This is a genomic window from Enterocloster sp. 210928-DFI.2.20 (genome assembly GCF_020554465.1).
Taxonomy (GTDB): domain Bacteria; phylum Bacillota; class Clostridia; order Lachnospirales; family Lachnospiraceae; genus Enterocloster; species Enterocloster bolteae.
The window spans coordinates 39644-63149 of sequence record NZ_JAJCHK010000015.1 but is presented as its reverse complement, the minus strand read 5'-3'; the positions used below and the strand labels follow the sequence as shown (position 1 = coordinate 63149).

The window sequence follows — 23506 nt, the reverse complement described above, 5'->3', positions numbered from 1 at the left end:
AGACATGGAATTTACACATTTTGACGACCAGGGCAATGCCCTGATGGTAGATGTAGGGGATAAGGCTGAGACAAAGCGGGAGGCAGTGGCCAGAGGCAGTATTTTTATGAGCCCTGAGTGCCTGGAGAAGGTGGCCCGGGGAACCATGGCAAAGGGAGATGTGCTGGGGGTTGCCAGAGTGGCAGGCATTATGGGGGCCAAAAGGACCTCGGACCTGATTCCTCTGTGCCATATACTGAATCTTACGAAGCTCACCGTGGATTTCACCATAAAAAAAGAGAGCAATGAGATTGAGGCGGTCTGCACGGCCAGGACCACGGGAAAAACCGGGGTGGAGATGGAGGCGCTGACCGGGGTGTCCGTGGCGCTGCTGACAGTTTACGACATGTGCAAGGCCGTGGATAAGTCCATGGAGATCGGAGACATTTACCTGGAACATAAAAGCGGAGGCAAGAGCGGGGAATTCCATAACCCCAGATGTGCCCGGAACAGGGGATGAGCAATATGAAGGATGCATTGGGAAGAACCATTGACTATATGAGGATATCCATTACGGACAGGTGCAACCTGCGCTGTAAGTACTGCATGCCCTATGGGGTGGAGTGCGTGCCCAGATGGGATATCCTGTCTCTGGAGGAGATCCAGGCCGTGGGAATCTGTGCTGCCGGCCTGGGCATACGCCATATCAAGGTGACGGGGGGCGAACCACTGGTGCGCAGGGACTGCTGCCAGCTGGTGAAGCAGCTTAAGAGCACGCCGGGCATTGAGAAGGTAACCATAACCACCAACGGCGTGCTGCTGGAGCGGTATCTGGATGATTTGGCGGAGGCCGGGATAGACGGCATCAATATAAGCCTTGACACCCTGGACAGGGACCTGTACCAGAGGATAACGGGAACCGACGCCCTGGGCACTGTGATGGAAGCCGTCAGGCGGGCCTGCGCCATGCCTGTATCCGTAAAAATCAATGCGGTGTCCATTGATTTCAGCCAGATGGACGAGGAACAGCGGGAAGCCGGACAGGATGGCTGGCGGCAGATGGTGGAGCTGGCAAGGGAATATCCGGTGGATGTGCGGTTTATTGAGATGATGCCCATTGGCTACGGAAAGAATTTTAAGACCATCAACCACCAGGAGCTGCTGGAGGAGATGATGAGGGCATACCCCGATATGGAGGAGGATGACAGGGTCCATGGCTTCGGACCGGCTGTCTACTACCGGATACCGGGATTTAAGGGCAGTATCGGACTGATCAGCGCGATCCACGGAAAATTCTGCAGCGACTGCAACCGGGTGCGCCTTACGTCCCAGGGGTATCTGAAACCCTGTCTGTGCTATGAGGACGGAGTGGATCTGAGGCGGATACTGAGAAAAGGACAGGAACGGCCTGAGGAGGAGGGGCATTACCGCTGGCCCTATGCGGGCTGCCCGTCTGACGAGGGGCTTCAGAGGGAACTGAGGAAGGCCATGGAACAGGCTGTATTATGCAAACCCGCGGCCCACTGCTTCGAGCGTCCGGGTCAGATAACAGAAGCACACAACATGATTGCTATTGGAGGATAAGGTATATGTCAGAGCAGATAAAACAGGGTGTCTGTCCCACCGGAGTGGTGAAGGCCATCTGTATCAGTGATAAACGGGGAATTGAGAAGAGGGCCATAGAAGAGGGGCATTTCCTGGTGGATTTCGGTATTGAGGGAGATGCCCACGCAGGCCACTGGCACCGTCAGGTAAGCCTTCTCTCCTATGATAAGGTGATGGCGTTCAACGAGCGCGGAGCCAATGTCATAGACGGGGCCTTTGGCGAGAACCTGGTGGTGGAGGGCATTGATTTCAGAAGCCTTCCCGTGGGTACCAGACTATACGCGGGGGATGTGCAGCTGGAGATGACCCAGATAGGAAAGGAATGCCACAGCCACTGCGCTATCTACAAGCGCATGGGCGAGTGCATCATGCCGAAGGAAGGCGTGTTTGCCAGAGTCATCCGTGAGGGAATTATCCGCCCCGGGGATGTGATGCGGGTGGAGCCGCCTGCAGAGGAACGGCCTTTTACAGCTGCCGTCATTACCCTCAGCGACAAGGGCGCCAGGGGAGAGCGGAAGGACGAGAGCGGTCCTGCTGCCAAGGAGATGCTGGAGGCAGCCGGGTATGAGGTGGTGGAGCTTCTGCTCCTGCCGGATGAGCCGGGCCAGTTAAAGACCCAGCTTATACGTCTGGCCGACAGCCGCCAGGTGGACCTGGTGCTGACCAGCGGAGGAACGGGATTTTCCCTCAGGGATCAGACGCCGGAGGCCACCATGGCTGTGGCTGAGCGCAATGCGCCCGGAATCGCTGAATTCATCCGCATGAAGTCCATGGAGGTGACGGACCGGGCCATGCTCAGCAGAGGCGTGTCTGTTATCCGGGGAACGACCCTGATTGTGAACCTGCCGGGAAGCCCCAAAGCGGTTAAGGAGAGTCTTGGCTTCATTCTGGGAAGCCTTGACCATGGCCTTAAGATACTCAGGGGAAGCGCCTCGGAATGTGCCAGAAGATAACACGGCGCTGCGTAATTATCAGTGAATATAGCACCCGCTACCTATGCCAGTTGCGCGCCTGAGAGCAGGTTCAGACATGCTCCGGAGAGACCCATAACAGAAATATAGGAATACAGGTATTTGTCCGGTATAAATGCTCATCCTCAGCAGATGGGCATTTATGTGGGAAACGATATGGTCGTCTGAGTATAACGAGTACCTGTATTTGTATATAAAAAAGATTAAGAATTACAGGAGGAATTAATTATGAAGAAACAGATTTGCATGATGATGGCGGCAATGATGGCAGCGGCAGCTCTGGCCGGATGCTCAGGCGGCGCAAAGGAGACAGCAGCAGCTACCGAGGCAGAGACAACGCAGGCAACTGCCACTGCAGCAGAGACAGAAGCAGAGACTTCTGCCGGGGAGACCACCGCAGCCCAGGCAGGCGAATCCACAGAGATTCTGGTTGCGGCGGCGGCCAGCCTTAAGAACGCCTATGAGGATGAACTGATTCCCATGTTCCAGGAGCAGTATCCGGGCGTGACAGTGAAGGGTACCTATGACAGCTCAGGCAAGCTTCAGACACAGATTGAGGAAGGACTGGAGGCGGATGTGTTTATGTCGGCTGCGGCAAAGCAGATGACAGCCCTGGACGAGGAGGGCATGATTGAATCTGACACCATCACCAGCCTGCTGGAGAACAAGATTGTGCTCATTGTTCCAACAGGCAGCAGCACGGGCATAGAGAAGTTTGAGGACATTGAGAAGGCAGAGACCATTGCTCTCGGGGATCCTGCCAGCGTACCGGCAGGACAGTATGCAGAGGAAGCCCTTACCAGCCTGGGAATCTGGGATAAGATACAGGACAAGGTAAGCTTTGGAACCAACGTGACAGAGGTGCTTAACCAGGTGGCCGCATCCAGCGCTGACGCGGGTATCGTATACGCTACCGATGCAGCCAGCATGGCGGACAAGGTGGAAGTGGTGGCAGAGGCTCCGGAGGGAAGCCTTGCCAAGAAGGTCATTTATCCTGTGGCGGTGGTGAAGAACACGGCTCACCCGGGGGAAGCAAAGAACTTTGTGGAATTCCTTAAGACGGATGAAGCCATGAAGGTATTTGAAGAATACGGATTTACAAAAGGCGAGTAAGGAAAAAGGGAGGAACCATCCATGGACTGGTCACCGATACTGATATCTATGAAGACAGCCAGCCTGTCGATTTTCATTACGTTTTTTCTGGGAATCTTTGCGGCGTGGGCTGTGGTGAGCATGAAAAATGAAACATGGAAGCTGATTTGGGACGGCGTGCTTACGCTGCCCCTTGTCCTTCCCCCTACGGTGGCCGGTTTTTTCCTTCTCTATATGTTTGGGGTCAAACGGCCGGTAGGACAGTTTTTTATTGAATATTTCAGTGTTAAAATCGCATTTTCATGGACAGCTACGGTGATTGCAGCCGTGGTCATGTCCTTTCCTTTAATGTACCGCTCTGCCAGGGGCGCATTTGAACAGGTGGACCAGAACCTGGTGGCGGCAGCCAGGACCCTGGGCATGAGCGAGTGGGGCATCTTCTGGAAGGTGCTCATGACCGGAGGCCTGCCGGGGGTTGTCAGCGGAGGCGTCCTGGCATTTGCAAGGGGACTGGGAGAATTTGGGGCCACTGCCATGATTGCGGGAAACATAGCAGGCAAAACAAGGACCCTTCCCATGGCGGTCTATTCAGAGGTGGCCGCAGGCAATATGGATACGGCGTACCGCTATGTGGCGGTTATTGTGGTCATCGCATTCCTGTCCATTATATTGATGAACTGGGCAGCATTAAGGCCCGTGAACCGGAAGGGATGAAAGGGGAACAGCCGTGAACTCAGAATACAATCTTCATTTGGAAGTTGATATAAGAAAGAAATTAAAGGATTTCAGCCTGGACATCAGCTTTGAGGCCGGACGGGGATGCCTGGGCATACTGGGGCCGTCGGGCTGCGGCAAAAGCATGACCTTAAAATCCATAGCCGGCATCATCCGCCCGGACCAGGGCAGGATTGCCCTGCGCTATGCCCAGGGAGAGGCGGCCGGGGGCCGTGTTCTCTATGACTCTGCCCTCAAGATTAATGAGAAGCCCCAGGTAAGGCGTGTGGGCTATCTGTTCCAGAACTATGCCCTGTTTCCGGGCATGACCGTGGAGCAGAACATCATGGTTGGATTAAAGGGGGGACGGGGAAATGTGGGGCTTAGAAGGCGCCGGCCCATGTCCGGGGAAGCCAGGCAGCAGAAGGTGTCCGAGATGGTGGAGCGGTTCCGGCTCCAGGGGTTGGAAAAGCGATTCCCGGGCCAGCTGTCGGGAGGACAGCAGCAGAGAGTGGCCCTGGCCAGGAGCCTGGCCTATGAGCCTGAGGCGCTGCTGTTAGACGAGCCGTTTTCAGCCATGGACACATACCTGAGGGAAGGGCTGCGCCTGGAGCTGGCGGACGCCCTTAAGGATTATGACGGTGTGACCATTATGGTGACCCATGACAGGGATGAGGCCTACCAGCTCTGCGACAATCTGCTGCTCATGGACCGGGGATGCGTGCTGGCGGCCGGAAGGACACGGGACATCTTCCAGAACCCGGTTACATGCCGGGCAGCCAGGCTTACAGGATGTAAGAACATATCCAGGATTGAACGGCTGGGGGAACGCAGAATACGGGCCGTGGACTGGGATGGGCTGGAGCTGGCCACGGACCGTCCCGTGGGCGACGCCATAACAGGCGTGGGCATCAGGGCCCATGATTTTGAACCCCTGTCGGAGAGCAGTGCCAGGGCTTATATGGAGCGGGAAGACGCAAATCTTATAAAAGTATGCGCTCCATGTATTTCCGAAATGCCGTTTGAGTGGTATATTACTTTACAGAACGGTTTGTGGTGGAAGAAGGAGAAGGATATCCACACCCACGATACGGCGGGAGTGGTTCCCCGGTGGCTCAGGGTAGAGCCCTCCGCCCTTTTGCTCCTGACAGGTGAACTTTAGGGGCGCGTACCAGACTGTTAATATACCAGGAAAGGCGGAACAGACTTATGAAGACAGGGGCTGTCATTATCGCAGCAGGCCACAAGAGCACAATCAGCCGTTTTCAGCCCATGCTTCCCGTGGGGGACAGCACGGTTATACGAAGAATCATCATCACACTGAAACGGGCGGGAATCGATCCGGTGGTAGTGGTTACAGGGCAGAAGGCGGACGAGGTGGAAAAACATATTGCCGGACTTCGGGTCATCTGCCTGCGCAACCAGGATTATGAGCAGACTCAGATGTATTACAGCATCTGTATGGGGTTAAATTATATAGAGGATTTATGCGACCGGGTATTTGTCCTGCCTGCCAAATTCCCTATGTTCCTTCCTGATACCATACAGCGGATGATGGGTTCCCGGGCCATGGCCGCCTGTCCTGTGTATGACGGGAAACGGGGCCATCCGGTTCTGGTGTCCAAGGCAGCCATTCCGTCTCTTTTGATCTATCACGGTGAAAGAGGACTCAGAGGGGCCCTGCGCCAGCCGGAAATCAATGGGCATCTGGAAGAGATTCCGGTGGAGGATGAGGGGATTATCATGGCCGTGGAATCGGACGAGGACTGCGCCCTGGGCAGCCTGGGCAGGGAAAAGCTGGCCGTATATCCCCAGGTACAGCTGACATTGGAGCGCAATGAAGGGTTTTTCGGACCCCAGGCAGCCCAGTTCCTGTCTCTGATCGACCACACAGGCTCCATGCAGACAGCCTGCAGGCAGATGCATATGTCCTATACCAAAGGATGGAAGATTTTAAAAGAGGCGGAGCGGCAGCTGGGCTACCCGCTGCTGATTACACAGTCAGGAGGGGCGGAGGGAGGATTTTCACAGCTTACGCCCAAGTCTAAGGATTTTCTGGACCGCTACCTGCGGATGGAAAGGGAACTGCGCATGGAGGGGGAACGGCTTTACAAAAAATATTTTACCGGGGAGGAAGAGACGGAGTCATGAAAACATTATTTACAGAGTTAAGACAATTACTGGAACAGGGGGAGGAAGCTGTCCTGGTGACTATCATTGCCAGTTCCGGCTCCACTCCCAGGGGAACCGGATCCCGGATGCTGGTAAGGAAGGACGGGTCCATAGAAGGAACCGTGGGCGGGGGCGCCGTGGAGTACCAGGCAATACAGGCAGCCCTTAAGGCCATGGAGGACAAGGCTTCTTTTGCCAAAGGATTCACACTTACCAGGAACCAGGTGGCGGATATCGGAATGGTGTGCGGAGGAAATGTGGTGGTATATTTCCAGTACATCCGTCCCGGCGACCAGGTGCTGACCGGTTTCTGCGGCCAGGTCCTGGACGCCCTCTCAAAGGATGAGGACAGCTGGCTTATACTGGATATCACCGACGAGACATGCTGGCAGATGGGCCTTTACAGCCCCAGTCTGGGGCTGTCCGGTATTAAGGGGCTGGGACAGCTGTTAGAGGGGGAACTTTTCGGCAGCAATGCCCTTCAGAAGGAAGTGGATGGACGAACGTTTTATATCGAGCCCCTGGTACAGGCCGGGACTGTCTATATATTCGGAGGCGGTCATGTGGCCCAGGAGCTGGTTCCGGTGCTGGCCCATGTGGGATTCCGCTGCGTGGTTATGGATGACAGGGAGGCGTTTGCCAATCCCCAGGTGTTTTTGCAGGCAGAGAGAACCGTGGTGGGGGATATGGAACATATCAGCGATTATGTGGATATCCGTCCCAGAGACTATGTGTGCGTCATGACCAGAGGGCACCAGTTTGATTATTACGTGCAGAAGCAGGCCATGGCTCTGCATCCTTATTACATCGGAATCATGGGAAGCAGGAACAAGATACGGGTGGTGACGGATAAGCTGCTGGCGGACGGCTTCTCCCTGGAGGAAATCCAAAAGTGCCATATGCCTATCGGTACGGACATAGGAGCAGAGACTCCGGCGGAAATTGCCATCAGCATAGCAGGGGAACTGATCGCCCGCAGAGCTGAAAGGATGGGTAAAAAGAAATAAATACAAAAATTTTTAGGCAATCTAAAATATTTTGCATTCATGCACAAAAAACAAATGGGTGTTCACCAAAAGATTAGATATAATGCGGATTGCGCAACCGGTCTGCCTGACATATAATGAATCTATCACAGTGATGGAAAACATTTTGAAAGGAAGGAATCAGTTATGGCAGTCATCGGAGTTATATTAGTGTTTGGTATCCTGAGTTTTGATTTGTATGGTGTGATCAGGAATAACATCCAGAAATAAGGACAGGGTAAGGATGGAATAAGGCCCGGGCAGGCCGAAGTAAGGCCGGAGTAAGGCCGGAGCAAGGCCGGAGCAAGGCCGGGCAGGATAAAATCCAGCAGAGATAGAACAGCAGGAATAGAAAGCAGGAATAGAACAGCAGCCGGAAGCAGGGGATTCCCCTTGTTTCCGGCTGTTTTTGAATGATGATTTTTGGATGTAAGTTTTGAATGGAAGGGAAAATCATCTTTCCCAATCCAATGTTTTATGATAAAATAGTCAAAGTATCAAAATAAGGGTTTGCATTAACTGTAAAAATGGAGAAATTGCCATGAGGGCTTATTTTTACCAGTGCGGCATATGGACCGGAACAGACAGCCTGTGGCATGGCCTGGGGCTTAATGGACGGATAAAGCAGGCACGGTCCGGGAAAGGACCGGGCCCTTTTGTGGTATCTCTTGCAGGAGCGGGCGGCAAGACATCCACTATCCGCAGACTGGCCTGGGAGGCTGTGGGACGGGGACTTAAGGTCCTGGTGGTTACCACGACCCATATGGCCCGCCCCGGTGCGTTCGGAGTATTTGACGGCAATGCAGAAGAAATCAGGACCGTTCTGGAACGCCGCAGCCTGGCGGTAGCCGGAAGGCCGGCAGAGAAGGGGAAAATTACATTTACAGGCTGGGAATTATATAAAGAAGCCTGTTCCCTGGCGGATTTGGTGCTGGTGGAGGCCGACGGCTCCAGACGCCTGCCTTTGAAGGTGCCGAGGGCCGGAGAGCCGGTGATACCGGACAATACAGATATGATTTTATGTCTCAATGGCCTGACATCCCTTGGAAAGCGGGCTGAGGAATGCTGCCTGAGGATTGAGGAGGCCGGGGCTCTGATGAAACGATATGGCCGGAAGATGTATGAGGATAGCCGGGAGCAGCGGGGCAGCGGGACAGATGCATTGGAGCTGAACGCAAAGCATAAGACAGACTGGATCATACAAAAAGAAGATATGATGACACTGATGAAGCATGGATATCTGCTGCCTCTGCGGGCAGCCCATCCGGGAACCGAGGTCCTGCCTGTATTCAACCAGGCCGACACCCCGCAGGAAGCAGCGCTGGCCGGAGAAATGCTGGATTGCATGGGAGAGACATCAGGGATTGCATGCGGACATCTTGACAAGGACGGCTCCGCCCGGTTATTTTAAAGGATGGTTAAGGGGAATGAGGATTTCATTTATCTATATGGCTTCCGGATTTGGAAGCCGTTTTGGCTCTAATAAGCTGCTGGTACCCTTTAAAGGAAAAGAACTTTACCGCCATGGTCTTGACTGCATCTGCCAGGCAGCAGGGGAGCTGGAGAAAGAGGGGCACCAGACAGAGGTTCTGGTGGTCAGCCAGTATGAGGCGATTTTAAAGCAGGCTGAGAGCCGGGGACTTCTGGCAGTTCCCAACAGATTCAGCGGTGAGGGAATCACCGCCTCTCTCAGATTAGGGACTTCATCGGCCTCTCCTGAAACAGAGGCCCTTCTGTTTTCAGTGGCCGACCAGCCATATATGAGTACGCCCACCCTGAAAGAATTCATACATGGTTTCCGGCTGTCAGGGAAGGGCATGGGCTGTGTGTGCCATCAGGGAAGGCGGGGGAATCCCGCTGTTTTCAGCAGCTTTTACAGGAAAGAACTTATGGCACTTCGCGGCGACAGGGGAGGAAGCGTAATCATGAAGGCGCACCCCGGGGATGTGTGGACCATGGAGGTGCCGGAGGAAGAACTTAAGGACATTGACCGAACAGAGGATTTGGGCGCGGTATAGACATTGCCGGCAGCATTTTCCAGGTATATTTGGTGCGGCCGGGTCAAAACAGACAGAATGTATGGAAATGTGGTGGGAGTATGAAACAGTCGGATAATCAAATGGACAAACAATCGGACAATCAGAAGAAAAACGATTTTTCCAGGGGCAGTGTGGTGGGAAATATCATGAAGCTGGCGGTTCCCATGACCCTGGCGCAGCTCATCAATGTGCTGTATAATATTGTGGACCGCATTTATATAGGAATGATACCGGAGAACGCCACCCTTTCCCTCACCGGGCTGGGTCTCTGCCTGCCCATCATATCCATTGTGATTGCCTTTGCCAACCTTTTCGGCATGGGCGGCGCTCCCTTGTGCTCTATTGAAAGGGGAAGGGGAAATGAGAAAGAGGCGGAGGCCATCATGGGCAATTCCTTTGTGATGATGGTGGCAGTGGGAATCCTGCTGACGGTCCTGGGCCTGATGTTCAAGCGGCCCATGCTGTATCTCTTTGGCGCCAGCGACGCCACCATACCCTACGCAGACGCTTATGTGACGATCTATCTCATGGGCAATATCTTTGTCATGACAGGCCTGGGCATGAACAGCTTTATCAATTCCCAGGGCTTTGGGACCGTGGGTATGATGACCGTGCTTTTGGGGGCGGTCACCAATATTGTACTGGATCCTGTTTTTATCTTTGTTTTCCACATGGGGGTAAGGGGCGCTGCCCTGGCCACCATTCTTTCACAGATGCTGTCGGCCCTATGGATTCTGGCCTTCCTCACAGGCAGGCGCACCATACTGAAGCTGCGGCCTTCGGCCATGAAGCTGGACGCCGGCCGGCTGCTTCGCATCGTGGGCCTGGGAATGTCCGGATTTACCATGTCCATCACAAACAGTCTTGTACAGATCATGTATAATTCCATGCTCCAGAAATTCGGCGGCGACCTCTATGTGGGAATCATGACCGTAATCAACTCGGTCAGGGAGGTTATTTCCATGCCGGTAAACGGCCTGACCAACAGTGCCCAGCCTGTGCTGGGGTATAACTACGGAGCCAGGGAGTATAAAAGGGTACAGAAGGCCATTGTATTCATGTCCGTGGTCTGTATCCTGTATACAGTTGTGGCATGGGGATTCGTGGACTGGTTTCCGGCGTTCTTTATCCGCATCTTCAACCGGGAGGGAGACATGGTGGAGGCGGGAATTCCGGCTATACGCATGTATTTCTTTGGATTTTTCATGATGTCCCTTCAGTTTGCGGGCCAGTCCGTGTTCGTGGGACTGGGAAAATCCAGAAACGCGGTATTTTTTTCCATTTTCCGCAAGGTTATCATTGTCATACCCCTTATCATCATACTGCCCACTGTATTCGGAATGGGAACCCAGGGCATACTGATGGCAGAGCCCATATCCAACTTTATCGGAGGCGCCGCCTGCTTCGGGACCATGCTGCTCACTGTGTGGCCTGAGCTGAAACGAGGCGGAGAAAAGAACCACAGCTAAAGGAGAAAGAACCAATGAAAAGACCATGTATGAAGGCCGCGGTTATACTGGGGGCGGCAGCGTTCCTGTTTACATCCGGGTTTGCCAGGGCAGAGGACCATGCTGCGGGGACAGCAGGTTACCTCAAATCAGCCACCTATTATTCCGATGACTGGGTCATCAATTTCTGGAACAGCGAGAGTGGCAATATGGACCAGGAGCTGGCCCGCATTGCCCAGGACGGCTTTAACAATATTATCCTGGTGGTGCCCTGGAGGGAATTCCAGCCCGGCATGACCCCCTGTACATACAACCAATATGCCTGGGACAAGCTGGACCGTGTTATGGATGCAGCTGCCGCCCAGGGACTGAGTGTGATGCTGAGGGTGGGATATACCTGGGATTACTGCGGGGGCGGCAATGTGATGGACCGGTACCAGGGGCTGATGCAGGAGGGGACAGAGCGGTCTGCCTGGCTGGAATATGTGGGCCGTCTGTACCAGGCGGCATCCTCCCATGAGAATTTCTGCGGAGGGTTCCTGACATGGGAGGACTTCTGGAACTTTACGGATTCCAGCGCGTCCCTGGGAAACGGGGTAAAGGGGCGCAGCATGGCCAAAGCCTTCGGATATGTGGATTACGCCATGGAAAATTATGAGCTGGAGGAATTGGAGGAAATGTACGGCCATGAGCTGGCCAGTTATGACGACCTGTATTTTCCGGCCAGGGATTCCCAGGCCAGAAGTGTATTTTATGGGTTTTACGACCAGTTTTTAAATGAACTTCTGGCTGACAGCCAGACGGTGTTTCCCGGTCTGTCCATGGAAGTGCGCCTGGATGTGGACCCGGTGGAGCACAAGGACGGAAGCCAGGAGGGCTTTATGCATTCCTCCACCTTCCCCAGCGGCAGCGCCGCCTATACCAGCGCAATGTACGGCATTCCCATGGGCTTTATGAATGAGCATGAGCGCGTGACGGCAGCGGAAGCACTGGAAAAGATTCCCGTGTTCCTGAACCGGCTTCATGTGTACAGCGGAGGCAAGCCTGTGTATCTGGACCAGTTCCTGTTTACGGACAATACAGTTGGATACGAGCACAATGCCCAGCTGCGGGATGATGAGAAATCATTGTACCTGGATGGCGTTGCTCCCATTCTTAAAAATTCCACCATGGGGTACGGCATCTGGACCTACCGGGATTATGGGGATAATAAGCTGTTCAATGCCCAGTTTGCACTCGGTATGGACGGATGGCGTTTTTCCGGAGGAAGCTACATTGCGGAGGATGAGACCGGAAAATCCGCAATGATTCCGTCGGGCGGAAATATATACCAGAACCTGGGCGGCCGGATGACCGGCAACACAGGCAAGGATACCTATGTGAAGCTGAGGACAGGGGCAGAGGAAAAATGCAGGCTGACCATACGCATGGGATCCCAGACAAGGACCGTGGACGTGAAGGAGGAGCGGAAGGTAGAGCTTAAATTCAGCAACTGCCAGCCTTCTGATGTTACCATCAGCGTAAGCGGCGGCAAAGGCGCCTATGTGGACGATATCCAGGTATATACCTTTGTGACCAGAGGAGAGCTTTATAACATGGACGGCAGTGAAGGAAAATGCATTGAAGCCCTGCGGCTTATGAATCAAAAATTATAATCCGTACATACTATCCTTGTCATTTGGTAAACATGAAGACCAGGAGAAGGAGGTAAGGACTATGACCAAGCTGGAATGTAGTGTAAAGAACTGCCTGCACAACGCTGACAACTGCTGCTGTAAGGCGGCCATTGCGGTGGATGGCAACAAGGCTAAGACGGCGGAGCAGACCTGCTGTGCAAGCTTTGACGAGAACAAGGGAGGCAAGTTCACCAACCTGTTCAAGACCCCTGAGACAAGGCTGGAGATTGCCTGCGACGCAGTAAAATGTGTCTACAATGAGGAGCACCGCTGCAGCGCTGAGCGCATTGATATAAGCGGTGACGGTGCCTGCGAGTGCACGGAGACCAGGTGCAGTACCTTTAAGGCCAGATAGATTCAGAATCAGGACAGGATGGGCGGGGACGTCTTACGGGGAACCGGAAGGCGTCCCCGCCCTTTTGCCGAAGACTGTAGAAGGGGTTATAAAGGTTTAGAAGAAAAGCATTATAAGAAATCATAAGAAAAGTTTTAAAATTAGAGTTGACAAATACGATCAAATGTAGTAAATTAATATAAGTTGTGAGAACGACTGACAGGAAAGCAGGTATCCGCCTCACCCTGGCACGAACATGTGACCCGGGTTCATAGATGAAACGATGTGCTGTATTATTTCAGGGAGTTTCCGTGTGAGATAGGGCAGCAGATGGTTTTATATGAGGAAGTGGATAGCCAGGCTGTCCGCTTTATTTTTTGCCCTACAGGGAAAGAACGGGGCATGCCGATTCCAGAACAACATGACTTATTTGGAGGTGTACGACTATTAGCGAATTAATGATTAACGAGCAAATCAGAGACAAGGAAGTACGGCTGATTGGCGAGGACGGGGAGCAGTTAGGCATCGTGCCGGGAAAAGAGGCACTGAGGATGGCTCAGGAAGCAGAGCTTGACCTGGTGAAGATTGCACCTACGGCAAAGCCGCCGGTATGTAAGATTATCGACTATGGCAAGTACCGTTATGAACTGGCACGCAAGGAAAAAGAAGCCAAGAAGAAACAGAAGGTAATCGAGATAAAGGAAGTTCGTTTGTCACCCAACATTGACACCAACGACTTGAACACCAAGGTGGGAGCTGCCAGAAAGTTTTTGGAGAAGGGCGACAAAGTGAAGGTGACACTTCGTTTCCGCGGTCGTGAGATGGCCCATATGTTCAAGTCCAAATACATCCTGGATGATTTCGCTGAGAGTTTAAAGGATATCGCAGTTATAGATAAACCCTCCAAAGTTGAAGGAAGAAGCATGGTTATGTTTTTAACTGCAAAACGTTAAAATAGAAAGTTTTAAGGAGGAAATTTACAATGCCAAAGTTAAAAACCAGCAGAGCAGCAGCAAAGCGCTTTAAAAAGACAGGAACCGGTAAGTTAGTCCGCAATAAAGCTTACAAGTCTCACATCTTAACTAAGAAATCCACTAAGAGGAAGAGAAATCTTAGAAAAGATATCGTTACCGATGCTACCAACTCAAAGGTAATGAAGAAGATTTTACCATATCTGTAAGTTTGAATTGTAGAAGGAGGAATTACCGATGGCAAGAATAAAAGGCGGTTTAAATGCAAAGAAGAAACACAATAGAGTCTTAAAGATGGCTAAGGGCTACAGAGGCGCCCGTTCCAAGCAGTACAGGATTGCAAAGCAGTCTGTAATGCGTGCCCTGACCAGCTCCTATGCAGGCAGAAAAGAGAGAAAGAGACAGTTCAGACAGCTGTGGATTGCACGTATCAACGCTGCAGCACGTATCAACGGCCTGTCCTACAGCAAGTTCATGTACGGCTTAAAGTTAGCTGAGGTTGACTTAAACCGTAAGGTTCTGTCTGAAATGGCTATCAATGACGCAGAGGGATTTGCAAAGTTAGCTGAACTGGCTAAGTCCAAGATTGCTTAACTTAGAATTGATATAGGATTACAAGAGGGTATTGCAGGACAAGCTGCAGTGCCCTCTTTTTTGAAACGGACTTTTCGCGGCTGTTTCAAAAAAGGGAGGAGAATGAGTTGAAGAAAGCGCTGATATACGGGATTCTGGCATCCTTTTTCTTTGCGTTTACCTTTATCCTGAACAGAAGCATGAATCTGGCCGGAGGATACTGGATGTGGGCGGCCAGCCTCAGGTATCTGTTTACATTTCCCATATTGTGGATTATGCTGGCAGGGAGCCCCTCGGCGGGCAGGGTGTGGAGCGCCGTAAAAGAGGCGCCTGTCTCATGGCTGGTATGGAGTACGGTGGGTTTCGGACTGTTTTACGCACCTCTTACCTTCGGATCCGTGTTGGGGGAATCCTGGCTGGCAGCGGCTACCTGGCAGCTGACCATAGTGGCTGGCGTGCTTTTGACGCCGTTATTTGGAAAAAGAATACCAATCCGGAACCTGGGGTGGTCTGTTCTCGTACTGGCAGGCGTATTTATGATGCAGGTGCCTCATCTGAAGCGGATGGAGGTGAGGACTGTGCTCTTTACGCTGGCACCCATACTGGTGGCGGCATTTTCCTATCCCCTGGGAAACCGCAAAATGATGGCGCTTTGTCCGGCAGGCATGACCACCCTGGAACGGGTTTACGGCATGACACTGTGCAGCATGCCCTTTTGGATTTTCATGTCTGGCTGGGCCTGGGTAAAAGCTGGGCCGGCAGGCCGCGGACAGGTATTCCAGTCCCTGTGCGTGGCTCTGTTTTCAGGTGTTATTGCAACGATCCTGTTCTTTAAGGCCACGGACCTGGTAAAAGAGAATCCGCGCCATCTGGCAGTGATAGAGGCTACCCAGTGCGGTGAGGTGGTATTTACCCTGCTGGGAGGAATCCTGCTGCTAAAGGACAGAGTTCCGGAGCCGGCGGGACTGGCCGGAATTGCGGTGATTGTGGCCGGCATGGTGGGAAACAGTCTGTCCGCGGGGAAACAGTGCGGTGAAAGCGCGGTATACCCGGCGGATTCCCGGCAGTAAATAAGGGAAAAAGCATCCTCCAAGCGTTATAATAACCAAAGGAGGTTGTGGGCAATGATTAAGGATGCATATGTACAATACCAGTCGCGGAAAGCGGCAAAGGACCTGTTTGATGCAATGGAACTGCTGCCGGGGCGGGTGAAGATGGAGCGGGATGTCCACTATATTGACGATAAGACAGCAGCTATGAATCTGCATCTGGTCCTGATGATGGCGGCCCTGGAGGACGGGTTATGGCAGTGAGGCTGTTCATGGAAAGGCAGACCACAGGAAAGTAAGGGAGAAAAAGAGGGACAATGAAGAAGGCGGATAATAAAGATGAGAAACTGAATATGAATCTTTCATGGAAAATACTGGATGAGACAACTGTAATTAAGGATTCATGGATTGATATGCGCGCCAGCACCTGCCAGCTGCCAGGCGGCATGGTCATTGCCCCCTTTTATGTCAATCATCTGCCGGATTTTGCGGTGGTAGTGGCGGTAACGCCGGAGCACAGGGTGATAATGGTGCGCCAGTACCGCCACGGTGTGGAGAAGGTGCTTCTGGAGCTTCCGGCGGGATGCATCGAGGCAGGAGAGGATCCAAAGGACGGTGCTGCCAGAGAACTGCTGGAGGAAACCGGATACAAGGCAGGGAGTCTGGAATTCCTCTTCAAAATCGCCCCGAATGCCAGCAACTGCACCAGCTATGCCCAGTGCTACCTGGCCAGGAATGTATTCCCGGCCGCACCCCAGAATCTGGATGAGACAGAGGCCTTGGAGGTAGTGGAGTTGGAGGGGGAGGAAGTGAAGCGTTTGCTGAGGGAAGGCGGGGTAGAACAGGCCGTACATGTGGCGGCGCTGTACAGGGCGGCTGAGCTGGGAGCATTAGGTTAAATGGGATGACTGTAAACCGTATGGGTGATGCTATGAACAAAAAATGAAACTTTGATTTGATACAGGCGGGCGCCGGATGTGGCCAGGCCCGCCTTTCCATACCTTTAATGCTCTCCTGTTTTATAATCATCTCTTGCCCAGTTGGGAGCATTGATAGGGCCTGCCTTGGCGTTTCCGTTTTTGGCAGCCCCCTGGATTTCGGGAACCTGGGCCTGCTCATTTTTGGGATGGTTCATTTTGTGGTGGTTCTCGGTTCCGTGATTATCAGCGTCGTAAGGGCTGGGCCTTCTCATTCCTGCTTTTGCCATGGTGATACCTCCTGTCCATAGTAGTTTTTGTATGATTGGCGGAAAATATTCAGGAGAAGGTTCCTTTCCGATTTTGCATTTGGTTTTTCCGCCAAATCCACATATTGCCAGCTGTGAATTTGCCTGCGTACCCGATACAGAAACATTAAAAAAACAGTACTGAAACATTACAGATAACGTTGAAAACAACGAAAAAACGTTACTGTCATTATGGCATAGTTAAGGAATCGTTAATAATTATTATTTTGCATTCCCTCCCAATATATGGTACACTGAGTCCTGTATCATATATTGTTTTTACGGGAGTGATTGCGGCGATGCTGGAGATATCAGGAATTTATAAGTCCTATCACAGACAGAATATTTTAGCGGGAGCGGACCTGACAGTGGCTCCGGGAGAATGTGTGGGCATTGTGGGGTATAACGGCTGCGGCAAGACGACTCTTTTGTCCATTCTGGCAGGTGCCCAGAAAGCGGACCGGGGCAGTATCTTATATAATGGCAGGGAGGCGTCGGGCCATCCGCGGGTATTTGCGGAGGAGGCGGCTTATGTGCCCCAGGAGAATCCTCTTATGGAGGAACTGACAGTAAGGGACAACCTGCTATTGTGGTACAGGGGAAGCAGAAAGCAGATGGAATCGGATTTAAAGGACGGAGCAGCTTCCATGCTGGGTGTGGACTGCATGCTGGATCGTACAGCGGGAAAGCTTTCCGGCGGGATGAAGAAGCGGCTCAGCATAGCATGCGCCCTGTCCAACCATGCTCCTGTTCTTATTATGGATGAGCCGGGGGCTGCCCTGGATTTGGAGTGTAAGGAAATTATCCGGAATTATCTCAGGGAATATATGGCTTCGGGCGGGGCTGTTATACTGACGTCCCATGAGCTGGCGGAGCTGGCCTTGTGTACCAGGATGTGCATACTAAAAGGCGGAGTTTTAAGGGAAATCGAATGTGGACTGTCGGCAAAAGAGCTGATTAGCCAATTTCGATAGATTCATAACAAAAGGACAGCCGCAGCAGCATTTAAGGCGGCGGAAGGATCCTTTTACAAGGGAGGAGAGAGAAATATGAAATGTACCAAGTGTGGAGCAGAGCAGGAAGCAGATGTGAAATTCTGTACCCAGTGCGGGGCTCCGATGGAACATGAGGATCAGACACCGGAAAACAACGGCCCGGAGCCGGCAGACAAGGAACCGGCGTCCGGCGCGGAGGCAGTAAAGTCGGAAGAACCGGCATCCGGTGCGGAGGCAGTAAAAGCAGAGGAACCGGCGGCCAAAGCAGAGACAGTAAAAGCAGAGGAACCGGCGGACGAAGCAGAGGCAGTAAAAGCAGAGGAACCGGCGGCTGAAGCAGAGAATGTAAAAACAGAGGAACCGGCTCCGGCAGCAGTGACTGTGCCGGAAGAGCCCCAGCCAAATAAGAAGTTTATCAAGATATTGGCTGCGGTCATCGCCTTTGCCGCTGTTATTGCCGTTGCAGCGCTGGCCTATGTGAAGATGACCACAAAGGATCCAAAGCAGGTGGTCATTGACGCTTTTGAAAATGTATTCCCGGAAGGACAGGTTTACCCTTCTGAGGAGCTGTTCGGCCTGAAGGACTTTGCTGAGACAGTGAAGACAGCAGACAGCCAGGGCGGCCTGACACTTAAGATGGACAGCTGCTCGGATGCGACAGTCAATGCTTATGCAGGAAGCGGCCTGCGCTTTGAGGCAAAGGACGACAAGACCAACGGCAGGAGCTTCTTCAACATGGGAGTTATCTACAGCGGAATGGACCTTGCCAATCTGAACGCATATTACGGGGATGATACCCTGATGCTTGCGGTTCCGGAGCTGTCCGCCAAGGTGTTTACCGTGGACCTGGGAGAAGGACTGGCAGACCGTATTAAGAATTCGCCTACCGTGGGACCTCTGCTGGAGCAGAACGGCGTGGATGTAGAAGGCATGGCTGTTTATTTCACAGAGCTGATGGACGAGGCTGAAAAAGCACAGACAGAAGGCAGACAGCCCTTTGATGTAGAGGCGCTGATTAACCGTTATAAAGAAGGATGCAAGGCCCAGGAGAATTTCAAGGCTGCCCTGACAGTTGAAAAGGCCGCTAAGGGAACCTACACCATAGACGGCGCCCAGGTAAGCTGCAAGGGATATAATGTGACTGTCAGCAAGGATTCCATGATTGAATTCCTTCGCCAGTCTTCTGATTTCTTCCTTCAGGACGAGACCCTGAAAGCAGATTTTATGCGTCAGCTGGAGACCACCGTTAAGATGAGCGAGCTTATGGGAGGAACCATGTCAGGGACCGGAACCATGTCCGCGGAGGAGATGCAGCAGCAGTCCTACGAGGAGGCAAAGAAAATGGTGGACCAGATGATAGAATATCTGGACAAGGCGCTGACTGATGTAAACATGACGGTTTATGTGGATAAGAAGGGACGCCTGGCAGCAGTGGAAGGCTCCACCAATCTCTATGTTGAGGATACAGATGTTTCTGAAGAGGGATATATTGCACTGACCTTTAGCTGCCAGCTTCAGGGCGGCGCCTATCTGACTCAGAATGCCCTGGCCAGCATTACGTTGGAGGATGCCACGGATACGGTGAGCATTGATATGGTGAAGCAGGGAAGCTACGATAAAAGCGTGCTGACCAGCGACCTTTCCCTGGATTTGACTGTTCCCGGTGATGAGACCTATAACTTTACATACACCAGTACATATGATTCCAAGGACGGAAGCTACCACCTGTCAGGCGAGGTAGGAGGAAATGGCTCACAGCTTGTGAAGATTTCCGCTGAAGGCGCAGTGGACCAGCTGGAAAAGGGAAAATCCGTCCATGTGAACATTGATTCTCTGGAGACATCCATTATGGATGATTCCGTGAATGTGGTTCTCAGCGGTGAATACTACTATCAGCCGCTGGAAGGCGAAATCAGTCCTTTAGAGGGCGAGACCATGGATGTGCTGTCTGCCACGGAAGAGGATTGGACCAATGTAGGGATGGAAATGCTGTTTGGCGTCATGGGATTAGGCAGCCAGATGGGAGTATCCATGTATTAATAAGATAAAAGGAATGGGAAGATATGTCTGCACGTCTGGTTTATCTCAGGCTTGAGTTGAAACGAGCATGTAAAAAGCTTCCCCACATCTTTGCAGGGGCAATCGTGCTGTTACTTTTAGCGGGTACGATTGCCCTTTTGTCAGCCAGGATGCTGTATGGGGAAACATCGGCGGGGAGGATTACCGTAGGGGTAGTGCTTCCTGAAGGAGATGCTGTGGCGAAGAAGGCACTGGCCATGGTCAGTTCGCTGGAAAGCGTCAAGAGCATCTGCGATTTTGAATATATGAATAAAGAAGAATGCCTGGATAAGCTGAAAGCAGGAAAACTGTACGCAGTGATGGAGGTGCCGGAGGGATTTGTGCAGGATATTATGAATGGAACCAATACCCCGGTGAAAATTCTGCTGCCAAAAGGAGCGGGTCTGGAAAGCCGCATTTTCAAAGAACTGACTGATGCAGGCGCCTCTACTCTGGGAGCCAGCCAGGCGGGAATCTACGCGGGGGACGAACTGCTGTACCTTTACGGCATGGCGGATTCGGTGAGCAGCCTGGAGGCGGACCTGAACCGGATTTATATGGGTTACAGCCTGCCGCGCATGGATTACTTTAAGAATGTAAGAGTCAGTGCCACAGGGGACGTGGATACGATTCACTTTTACGGCATCAGCACAGCTGTACTGTTTCTGCTTCTCTGTGCCATTCCCGTATCAGCCTATCTTGCCTCCGGCTCTGCGTCCATGAAGGGCCAGCTGGCCCTTATAGGAGTGGGGAAGGGGACTCTGGTTGCAGCCAGGATTTTAGGGGTGGGGATGCTGTTTCTGTCGGTGGCCCTGTGTACGGCTCTGGGAGCGTCTTTTGCGGGGCTGATAGAATTCAGCCTGCCCGGGCTGGCAGCCCTGGTGATGGTCTGCCTGGGGGCCGCGTCCCTGGTGGTGTTCCTCTACCAGGCGGCCGGAAGCCTGATGGGCGGTGTCATGCTGCTGTTTCTGGCGGTGACTGCCATGCACTTTTTGTCCGGGGGATTTCTTCCCCTGGTATTCCTGCCCACCACCTTCCGGGCTGCAGCGCCGTTTCTGCCCACCTATGTGCTGATGGAGGGGATGAAGTTGGTGGTCACATCTTCTTTTAGCCTGGCAGTATTTATAAAGCTGGCAGTCCTGGCCATGGCCGGGTTTCTGCTCAGCGTGGGAGCGGAGGTGGTCAGGGAATGAAGCGGGTCGCTATGTGGTTTTTTCTGTCATGCAAGCGATATATGAGAAAATGGTCCTTTCTTTTCATCCTCCTGCTCCTTCCTGCCGGGGTGCTGGCAGCCGGCCAGGCCCAGAAAAAGGGAAGCCAGGACATAAGTATAGCCATCAGTGTGGAAGAGAGCGGGGAGAACTCCCTGGGTGATGCCCTGGCGGACAGCCTTGTGAACCGGCCGAGAGGAGAGGATGCGGGAATGTTCCGTTTCTATCTGTGCCGTGACGAGGAAGAGGTAAAGGCAGAAGTGGCGTCCCGGCGGGCGGAATGCGGTTATGTGATATATGCCGGACTGGAGGAGAAACTGGATACCAAATCCTATAAGCGTTCTATCGGCGTATATTCGGCTCCGTCCACCGTGGCTTCGGCTCTCTCCACGGAGACTGTGTTTGCAGCCCTTATGAAGATATACGATGGGAAATTGCTGGCAGATTATGTGGCTGAAAATGAACTGTTTGACCATCTGGGAGCACCAGGCGGCGAAGCCAGAGAGGAAGCAGCCGTACAGGCAAAGGAGCTTTACACAAAATGGCTGGAGAGTGGTTCCACCTTCCGGTTTGAATACCAGTTTCAGGGCAGGGATGGAGAGGAAATAGATGTTGCCAGCAGCCGGACAGATGTCTTTCCGGTCAGGGGCCTGGTGGCTGTTTACGTGTTCATTACCGGGCTATATGGAGCTGTGGTCATGTGCGGCGATGAGGAGAGGGGATTATTTCTTCCTCTTTCATACGGATACAGGATACCCTGCCGCGTGGCTTCCATGGCGGCTCCTGCCGTCATGGTCAGCATATCAGGGCTTCTGGCCTTGTGGGCGGGCGGCGTGATGACATCCTTTCCAAGAGAGGCTGCGGCCATGGCCGGTTACTGCTGTGTTGTCATAGCATCGGCCTGGATTCTGCGCCTGGTGTGCCGCAGGCCCCAGGTTCTCTGCTGCATCATACCCTTCCTGGTTATCGGAAGCCTTGTGTTCTGTCCTGTTTTTGTGGATGCAGGGAGGTTCTTTCCGGGACTGGACCAGGTGGGGAGGCTGTTTCCTCCCTGGTATTATCTGCAGATGTTCAGGTGATTTGATCATTAGATATAGTAACATTTTTACTGCGGTTCAAAACAAACCGGAGCTGAAATCCTCTAACACAGATTTCAGCTCCGGTTTTAATTTCTAGTATCAGTCTTTTGTAAAGTACATGGAGATTCCCTGCCCGCCGCCAATGCACATGCTTACCATGGCGTCCTTTTTATCGGTCCGCTGCAGTTCATAAAGTACCTTCACGGCCAGGATAACACCGGTTGCTCCGATGGGATGGCCGATGGAGATTCCTCCGCCGTAAATATTTACTTTTTCGGGGTCCAGTCCCAGGTCGCGCCGTACGGCAAAGGCCTGGCTTGCAAAAGCCTCGTTGATTTCAAACATATCAATGGCCTTAAGGTCCAATCCCAGTTTCGCTGCCAGCTTTTCACTGGAGAGCTTGGGAGCGTATCCCATGACGGCTCCGTCGTTGCCGGCAACCGTGCAGCCCTTAATGGTAAGGAGAGGCTTGACGCCCAGGGCGTCTGCCTTTTCCCTGGACATGACAACCACAGCGGCAGCGCCGTCGTTCAGACTGGAGGAATTGCCCGCAGTCACGGTTCCGTCCTTCACAAAACATGGTTTTAAGCGCTCCAGCTTTTCTATGGTCTGGCTGGCTCTGGGGCCTTCGTCAGTGTCAAAGACAGTGATGTTTCCTTTTCTGTCCTTTAATTCCACCGGGAGGATTTCGTCTTTGAACTTACCGGCTTCGATGGCTGCCGCTGCCCTCAGGTGGCTTTCCAGGGCATACTGGTCCTGCTCCTGGCGGGTCACATTGTATTTTTCTGCTACATTTTCAGCTGTCACGCCATTGTGGTAGGGGCCTAAGGGCCAGGTCAATATATCAATGACGCCGTCCTCAAACACCTTGTGTCCCATCCTGGCACCCCAGCGGGCGTCCTTCACATAGTAGGGAAGCTGGGAAATGTTCTCGGTGCCCGCAGCAACCACCACGTCTGCAAACCCTGTCTGTATCTCCATCACTGCGTCGGCAATGGCCTGAAGGCCTGAGCCGCACTGGCGGTTGACGGAATAGGCGCATGTTGTTTCGGGAAGTCCGGCTTTCAGGCTGACGGCTCTGGCTACAAAACCGCATTCCGCAATCTGGCCCACCTGGCCCACAATAGTCTCATCTACATCAGAGGGCTCTATACCGGCACGCTTCACGGCCTCTTTTACAACCATGGCGCCCATATCAATGGCGGAAATATCCTTGAGGCTTCCGCCGAAAGAGCCGACGGGAAGCCGGACTCCGCTGACAATTACTACTTCTTTTAAATTCTCCATATC

Annotated in this window: 25 protein-coding genes; 23 read left to right on the top strand and 2 right to left on the bottom strand. The window is 52.8% G+C overall.

Translation table 11 applies throughout. The features are described 5' to 3' along the window. The first annotated feature begins 4 nt into the window (after positions 1 to 4). The 19 genes from moaC (at position 5) to LI015_RS14830 (ending at position 16547) form a co-directional block, all read left to right on the top strand. Positions 5 to 499 carry a cyclic pyranopterin monophosphate synthase MoaC gene (gene moaC / locus LI015_RS14920; protein ID WP_002565230.1) on the top strand — a complete coding sequence of 165 codons (495 nt, stop codon included), beginning with the start codon at positions 5 to 7 and terminating at the stop codon, positions 497 to 499. After that, positions 496 to 1563, top strand: a complete 1068-nt coding sequence (gene moaA, locus LI015_RS14915) for a GTP 3',8-cyclase MoaA (RefSeq protein WP_002572228.1) — start codon at positions 496 to 498, stop codon at positions 1561 to 1563. The genes moaC and moaA overlap by 4 nt, the downstream gene beginning before the upstream one ends. A gap of 5 nt (positions 1564 to 1568) precedes the next feature. Further along, the gene (locus tag LI015_RS14910) at positions 1569 to 2537 is read left to right on the top strand and encodes an MOSC domain-containing protein (protein ID WP_002565228.1); all 969 of its coding nucleotides are present in this window, start codon (positions 1569 to 1571) and stop codon (positions 2535 to 2537) included. 246 nt (positions 2538 to 2783) lie between these two features. Next, positions 2784 to 3668 carry a molybdate ABC transporter substrate-binding protein gene (gene modA, locus LI015_RS14905; protein WP_227125521.1) on the top strand — a complete coding sequence of 295 codons (885 nt, stop codon included), beginning with the start codon at positions 2784 to 2786 and terminating at the stop codon, positions 3666 to 3668. A gap of 21 nt (positions 3669 to 3689) precedes the next feature. Continuing rightward, positions 3690 to 4361 carry a molybdate ABC transporter permease subunit gene (gene modB, locus LI015_RS14900; RefSeq protein WP_002565226.1) on the top strand — a complete coding sequence of 224 codons (672 nt, stop codon included), beginning with the start codon at positions 3690 to 3692 and terminating at the stop codon, positions 4359 to 4361. 13 nt (positions 4362 to 4374) lie between these two features. Further along, positions 4375 to 5523 (top strand): sulfate/molybdate ABC transporter ATP-binding protein, encoded by a 1149-nt coding sequence (locus LI015_RS14895; protein WP_118024066.1) that lies wholly within the window; start codon positions 4375 to 4377, stop codon positions 5521 to 5523. A 47-nt stretch (positions 5524 to 5570) separates the two neighbouring features. Further along, positions 5571 to 6512: an NTP transferase domain-containing protein gene (locus LI015_RS14890; protein ID WP_002565224.1), complete on the top strand. Its 942-nt coding sequence runs from the start codon at positions 5571 to 5573 to the stop codon at positions 6510 to 6512. Next, positions 6509 to 7540: an XdhC family protein gene (locus tag LI015_RS14885; protein WP_227125519.1), complete on the top strand. Its 1032-nt coding sequence runs from the start codon at positions 6509 to 6511 to the stop codon at positions 7538 to 7540. Before LI015_RS14890 ends, LI015_RS14885 begins: the two co-directional genes overlap by 4 nt. A gap of 559 nt (positions 7541 to 8099) precedes the next feature. Then, positions 8100 to 8969: a selenium cofactor biosynthesis protein YqeC gene (gene yqeC, locus LI015_RS14880; RefSeq protein WP_002572232.1), complete on the top strand. Its 870-nt coding sequence runs from the start codon at positions 8100 to 8102 to the stop codon at positions 8967 to 8969. 16 nt (positions 8970 to 8985) lie between these two features. Continuing rightward, on the top strand, positions 8986 to 9576 hold the full coding sequence (locus LI015_RS14875; RefSeq protein WP_002572233.1) for a nucleotidyltransferase family protein: 591 nt from the start codon (positions 8986 to 8988) through the stop codon (positions 9574 to 9576). An 80-nt stretch (positions 9577 to 9656) separates the two neighbouring features. Continuing rightward, the gene (locus LI015_RS14870; RefSeq protein ID WP_002565220.1) at positions 9657 to 11066 is read left to right on the top strand and encodes an MATE family efflux transporter; all 1410 of its coding nucleotides are present in this window, start codon (positions 9657 to 9659) and stop codon (positions 11064 to 11066) included. Between the two features lie 14 nt (positions 11067 to 11080). Further along, entirely contained in the window at positions 11081 to 12700 is a 1620-nt protein-coding gene (locus LI015_RS14865) for a hypothetical protein (RefSeq protein WP_002565219.1), read from the top strand. A 61-nt stretch (positions 12701 to 12761) separates the two neighbouring features. Continuing rightward, on the top strand, positions 12762 to 13076 hold the full coding sequence (locus tag LI015_RS14860; RefSeq protein WP_002565218.1) for a DUF1540 domain-containing protein: 315 nt from the start codon (positions 12762 to 12764) through the stop codon (positions 13074 to 13076). A gap of 437 nt (positions 13077 to 13513) precedes the next feature. Further along, a complete protein-coding gene (gene infC, locus LI015_RS14855) occupies positions 13514 to 14008 on the top strand; it encodes a translation initiation factor IF-3 (protein ID WP_002565217.1) in 495 nt (164 codons plus the stop codon). A 29-nt stretch (positions 14009 to 14037) separates the two neighbouring features. After that, on the top strand, positions 14038 to 14235 hold the full coding sequence (rpmI, locus tag LI015_RS14850; RefSeq protein WP_002565216.1) for a 50S ribosomal protein L35: 198 nt from the start codon (positions 14038 to 14040) through the stop codon (positions 14233 to 14235). Positions 14236 to 14263: 28 nt separating this feature from the next. Further along, positions 14264 to 14620, top strand: coding sequence for a 50S ribosomal protein L20 (gene rplT / locus LI015_RS14845; protein ID WP_002565215.1), 357 nt, complete (start codon positions 14264 to 14266; stop codon positions 14618 to 14620). Positions 14621 to 14727: 107 nt separating this feature from the next. Beyond that, complete coding sequence (locus LI015_RS14840) at positions 14728 to 15669, top strand: DMT family transporter (protein WP_002565214.1); 942 nt, start codon at positions 14728 to 14730, stop codon at positions 15667 to 15669. 54 nt (positions 15670 to 15723) lie between these two features. Further along, positions 15724 to 15912 carry a hypothetical protein gene (locus tag LI015_RS14835; RefSeq protein ID WP_002565213.1) on the top strand — a complete coding sequence of 63 codons (189 nt, stop codon included), beginning with the start codon at positions 15724 to 15726 and terminating at the stop codon, positions 15910 to 15912. 53 nt (positions 15913 to 15965) lie between these two features. Further along, on the top strand, positions 15966 to 16547 hold the full coding sequence (locus LI015_RS14830) for an NUDIX hydrolase (protein ID WP_002572236.1): 582 nt from the start codon (positions 15966 to 15968) through the stop codon (positions 16545 to 16547). A gap of 104 nt (positions 16548 to 16651) precedes the next feature. On the opposite strand, the gene LI015_RS14825 is transcribed toward LI015_RS14830, so the two are convergent. Further along, on the bottom strand, positions 16652 to 16855 hold the full coding sequence (locus LI015_RS14825) for a hypothetical protein (RefSeq protein ID WP_002565211.1): 204 nt from the start codon (positions 16853 to 16855) through the stop codon (positions 16652 to 16654). A 317-nt stretch (positions 16856 to 17172) separates the two neighbouring features. Between LI015_RS14825 and LI015_RS14820 the strand changes: the two genes are divergently transcribed. The 4 genes from LI015_RS14820 to LI015_RS14805 all read left to right on the top strand — a co-directional run bounded on the left by LI015_RS14820 (position 17173) and on the right by LI015_RS14805 (position 22216). Continuing rightward, a complete protein-coding gene (locus LI015_RS14820) occupies positions 17173 to 17847 on the top strand; it encodes an ABC transporter ATP-binding protein (RefSeq protein ID WP_227125517.1) in 675 nt (224 codons plus the stop codon). A gap of 75 nt (positions 17848 to 17922) precedes the next feature. Further along, entirely contained in the window at positions 17923 to 19908 is a 1986-nt protein-coding gene (locus LI015_RS14815) for a zinc ribbon domain-containing protein (protein WP_227125515.1), read from the top strand. 23 nt (positions 19909 to 19931) lie between these two features. Continuing rightward, positions 19932 to 21119 carry an ABC transporter permease gene (locus LI015_RS14810; RefSeq protein WP_002565208.1) on the top strand — a complete coding sequence of 396 codons (1188 nt, stop codon included), beginning with the start codon at positions 19932 to 19934 and terminating at the stop codon, positions 21117 to 21119. Then, the gene (locus tag LI015_RS14805) at positions 21116 to 22216 is read left to right on the top strand and encodes a hypothetical protein (protein WP_227125513.1); all 1101 of its coding nucleotides are present in this window, start codon (positions 21116 to 21118) and stop codon (positions 22214 to 22216) included. The genes LI015_RS14810 and LI015_RS14805 overlap by 4 nt, the downstream gene beginning before the upstream one ends. A 99-nt stretch (positions 22217 to 22315) precedes the next feature. Here LI015_RS14805 and LI015_RS14800 read toward each other — a convergent pair whose 3' ends face one another. Further along, positions 22316 to 23503 carry a thiolase family protein gene (locus tag LI015_RS14800; RefSeq protein ID WP_002572239.1) on the bottom strand — a complete coding sequence of 396 codons (1188 nt, stop codon included), beginning with the start codon at positions 23501 to 23503 and terminating at the stop codon, positions 22316 to 22318. Positions 23504 to 23506: the final 3 nt, after the last annotated feature.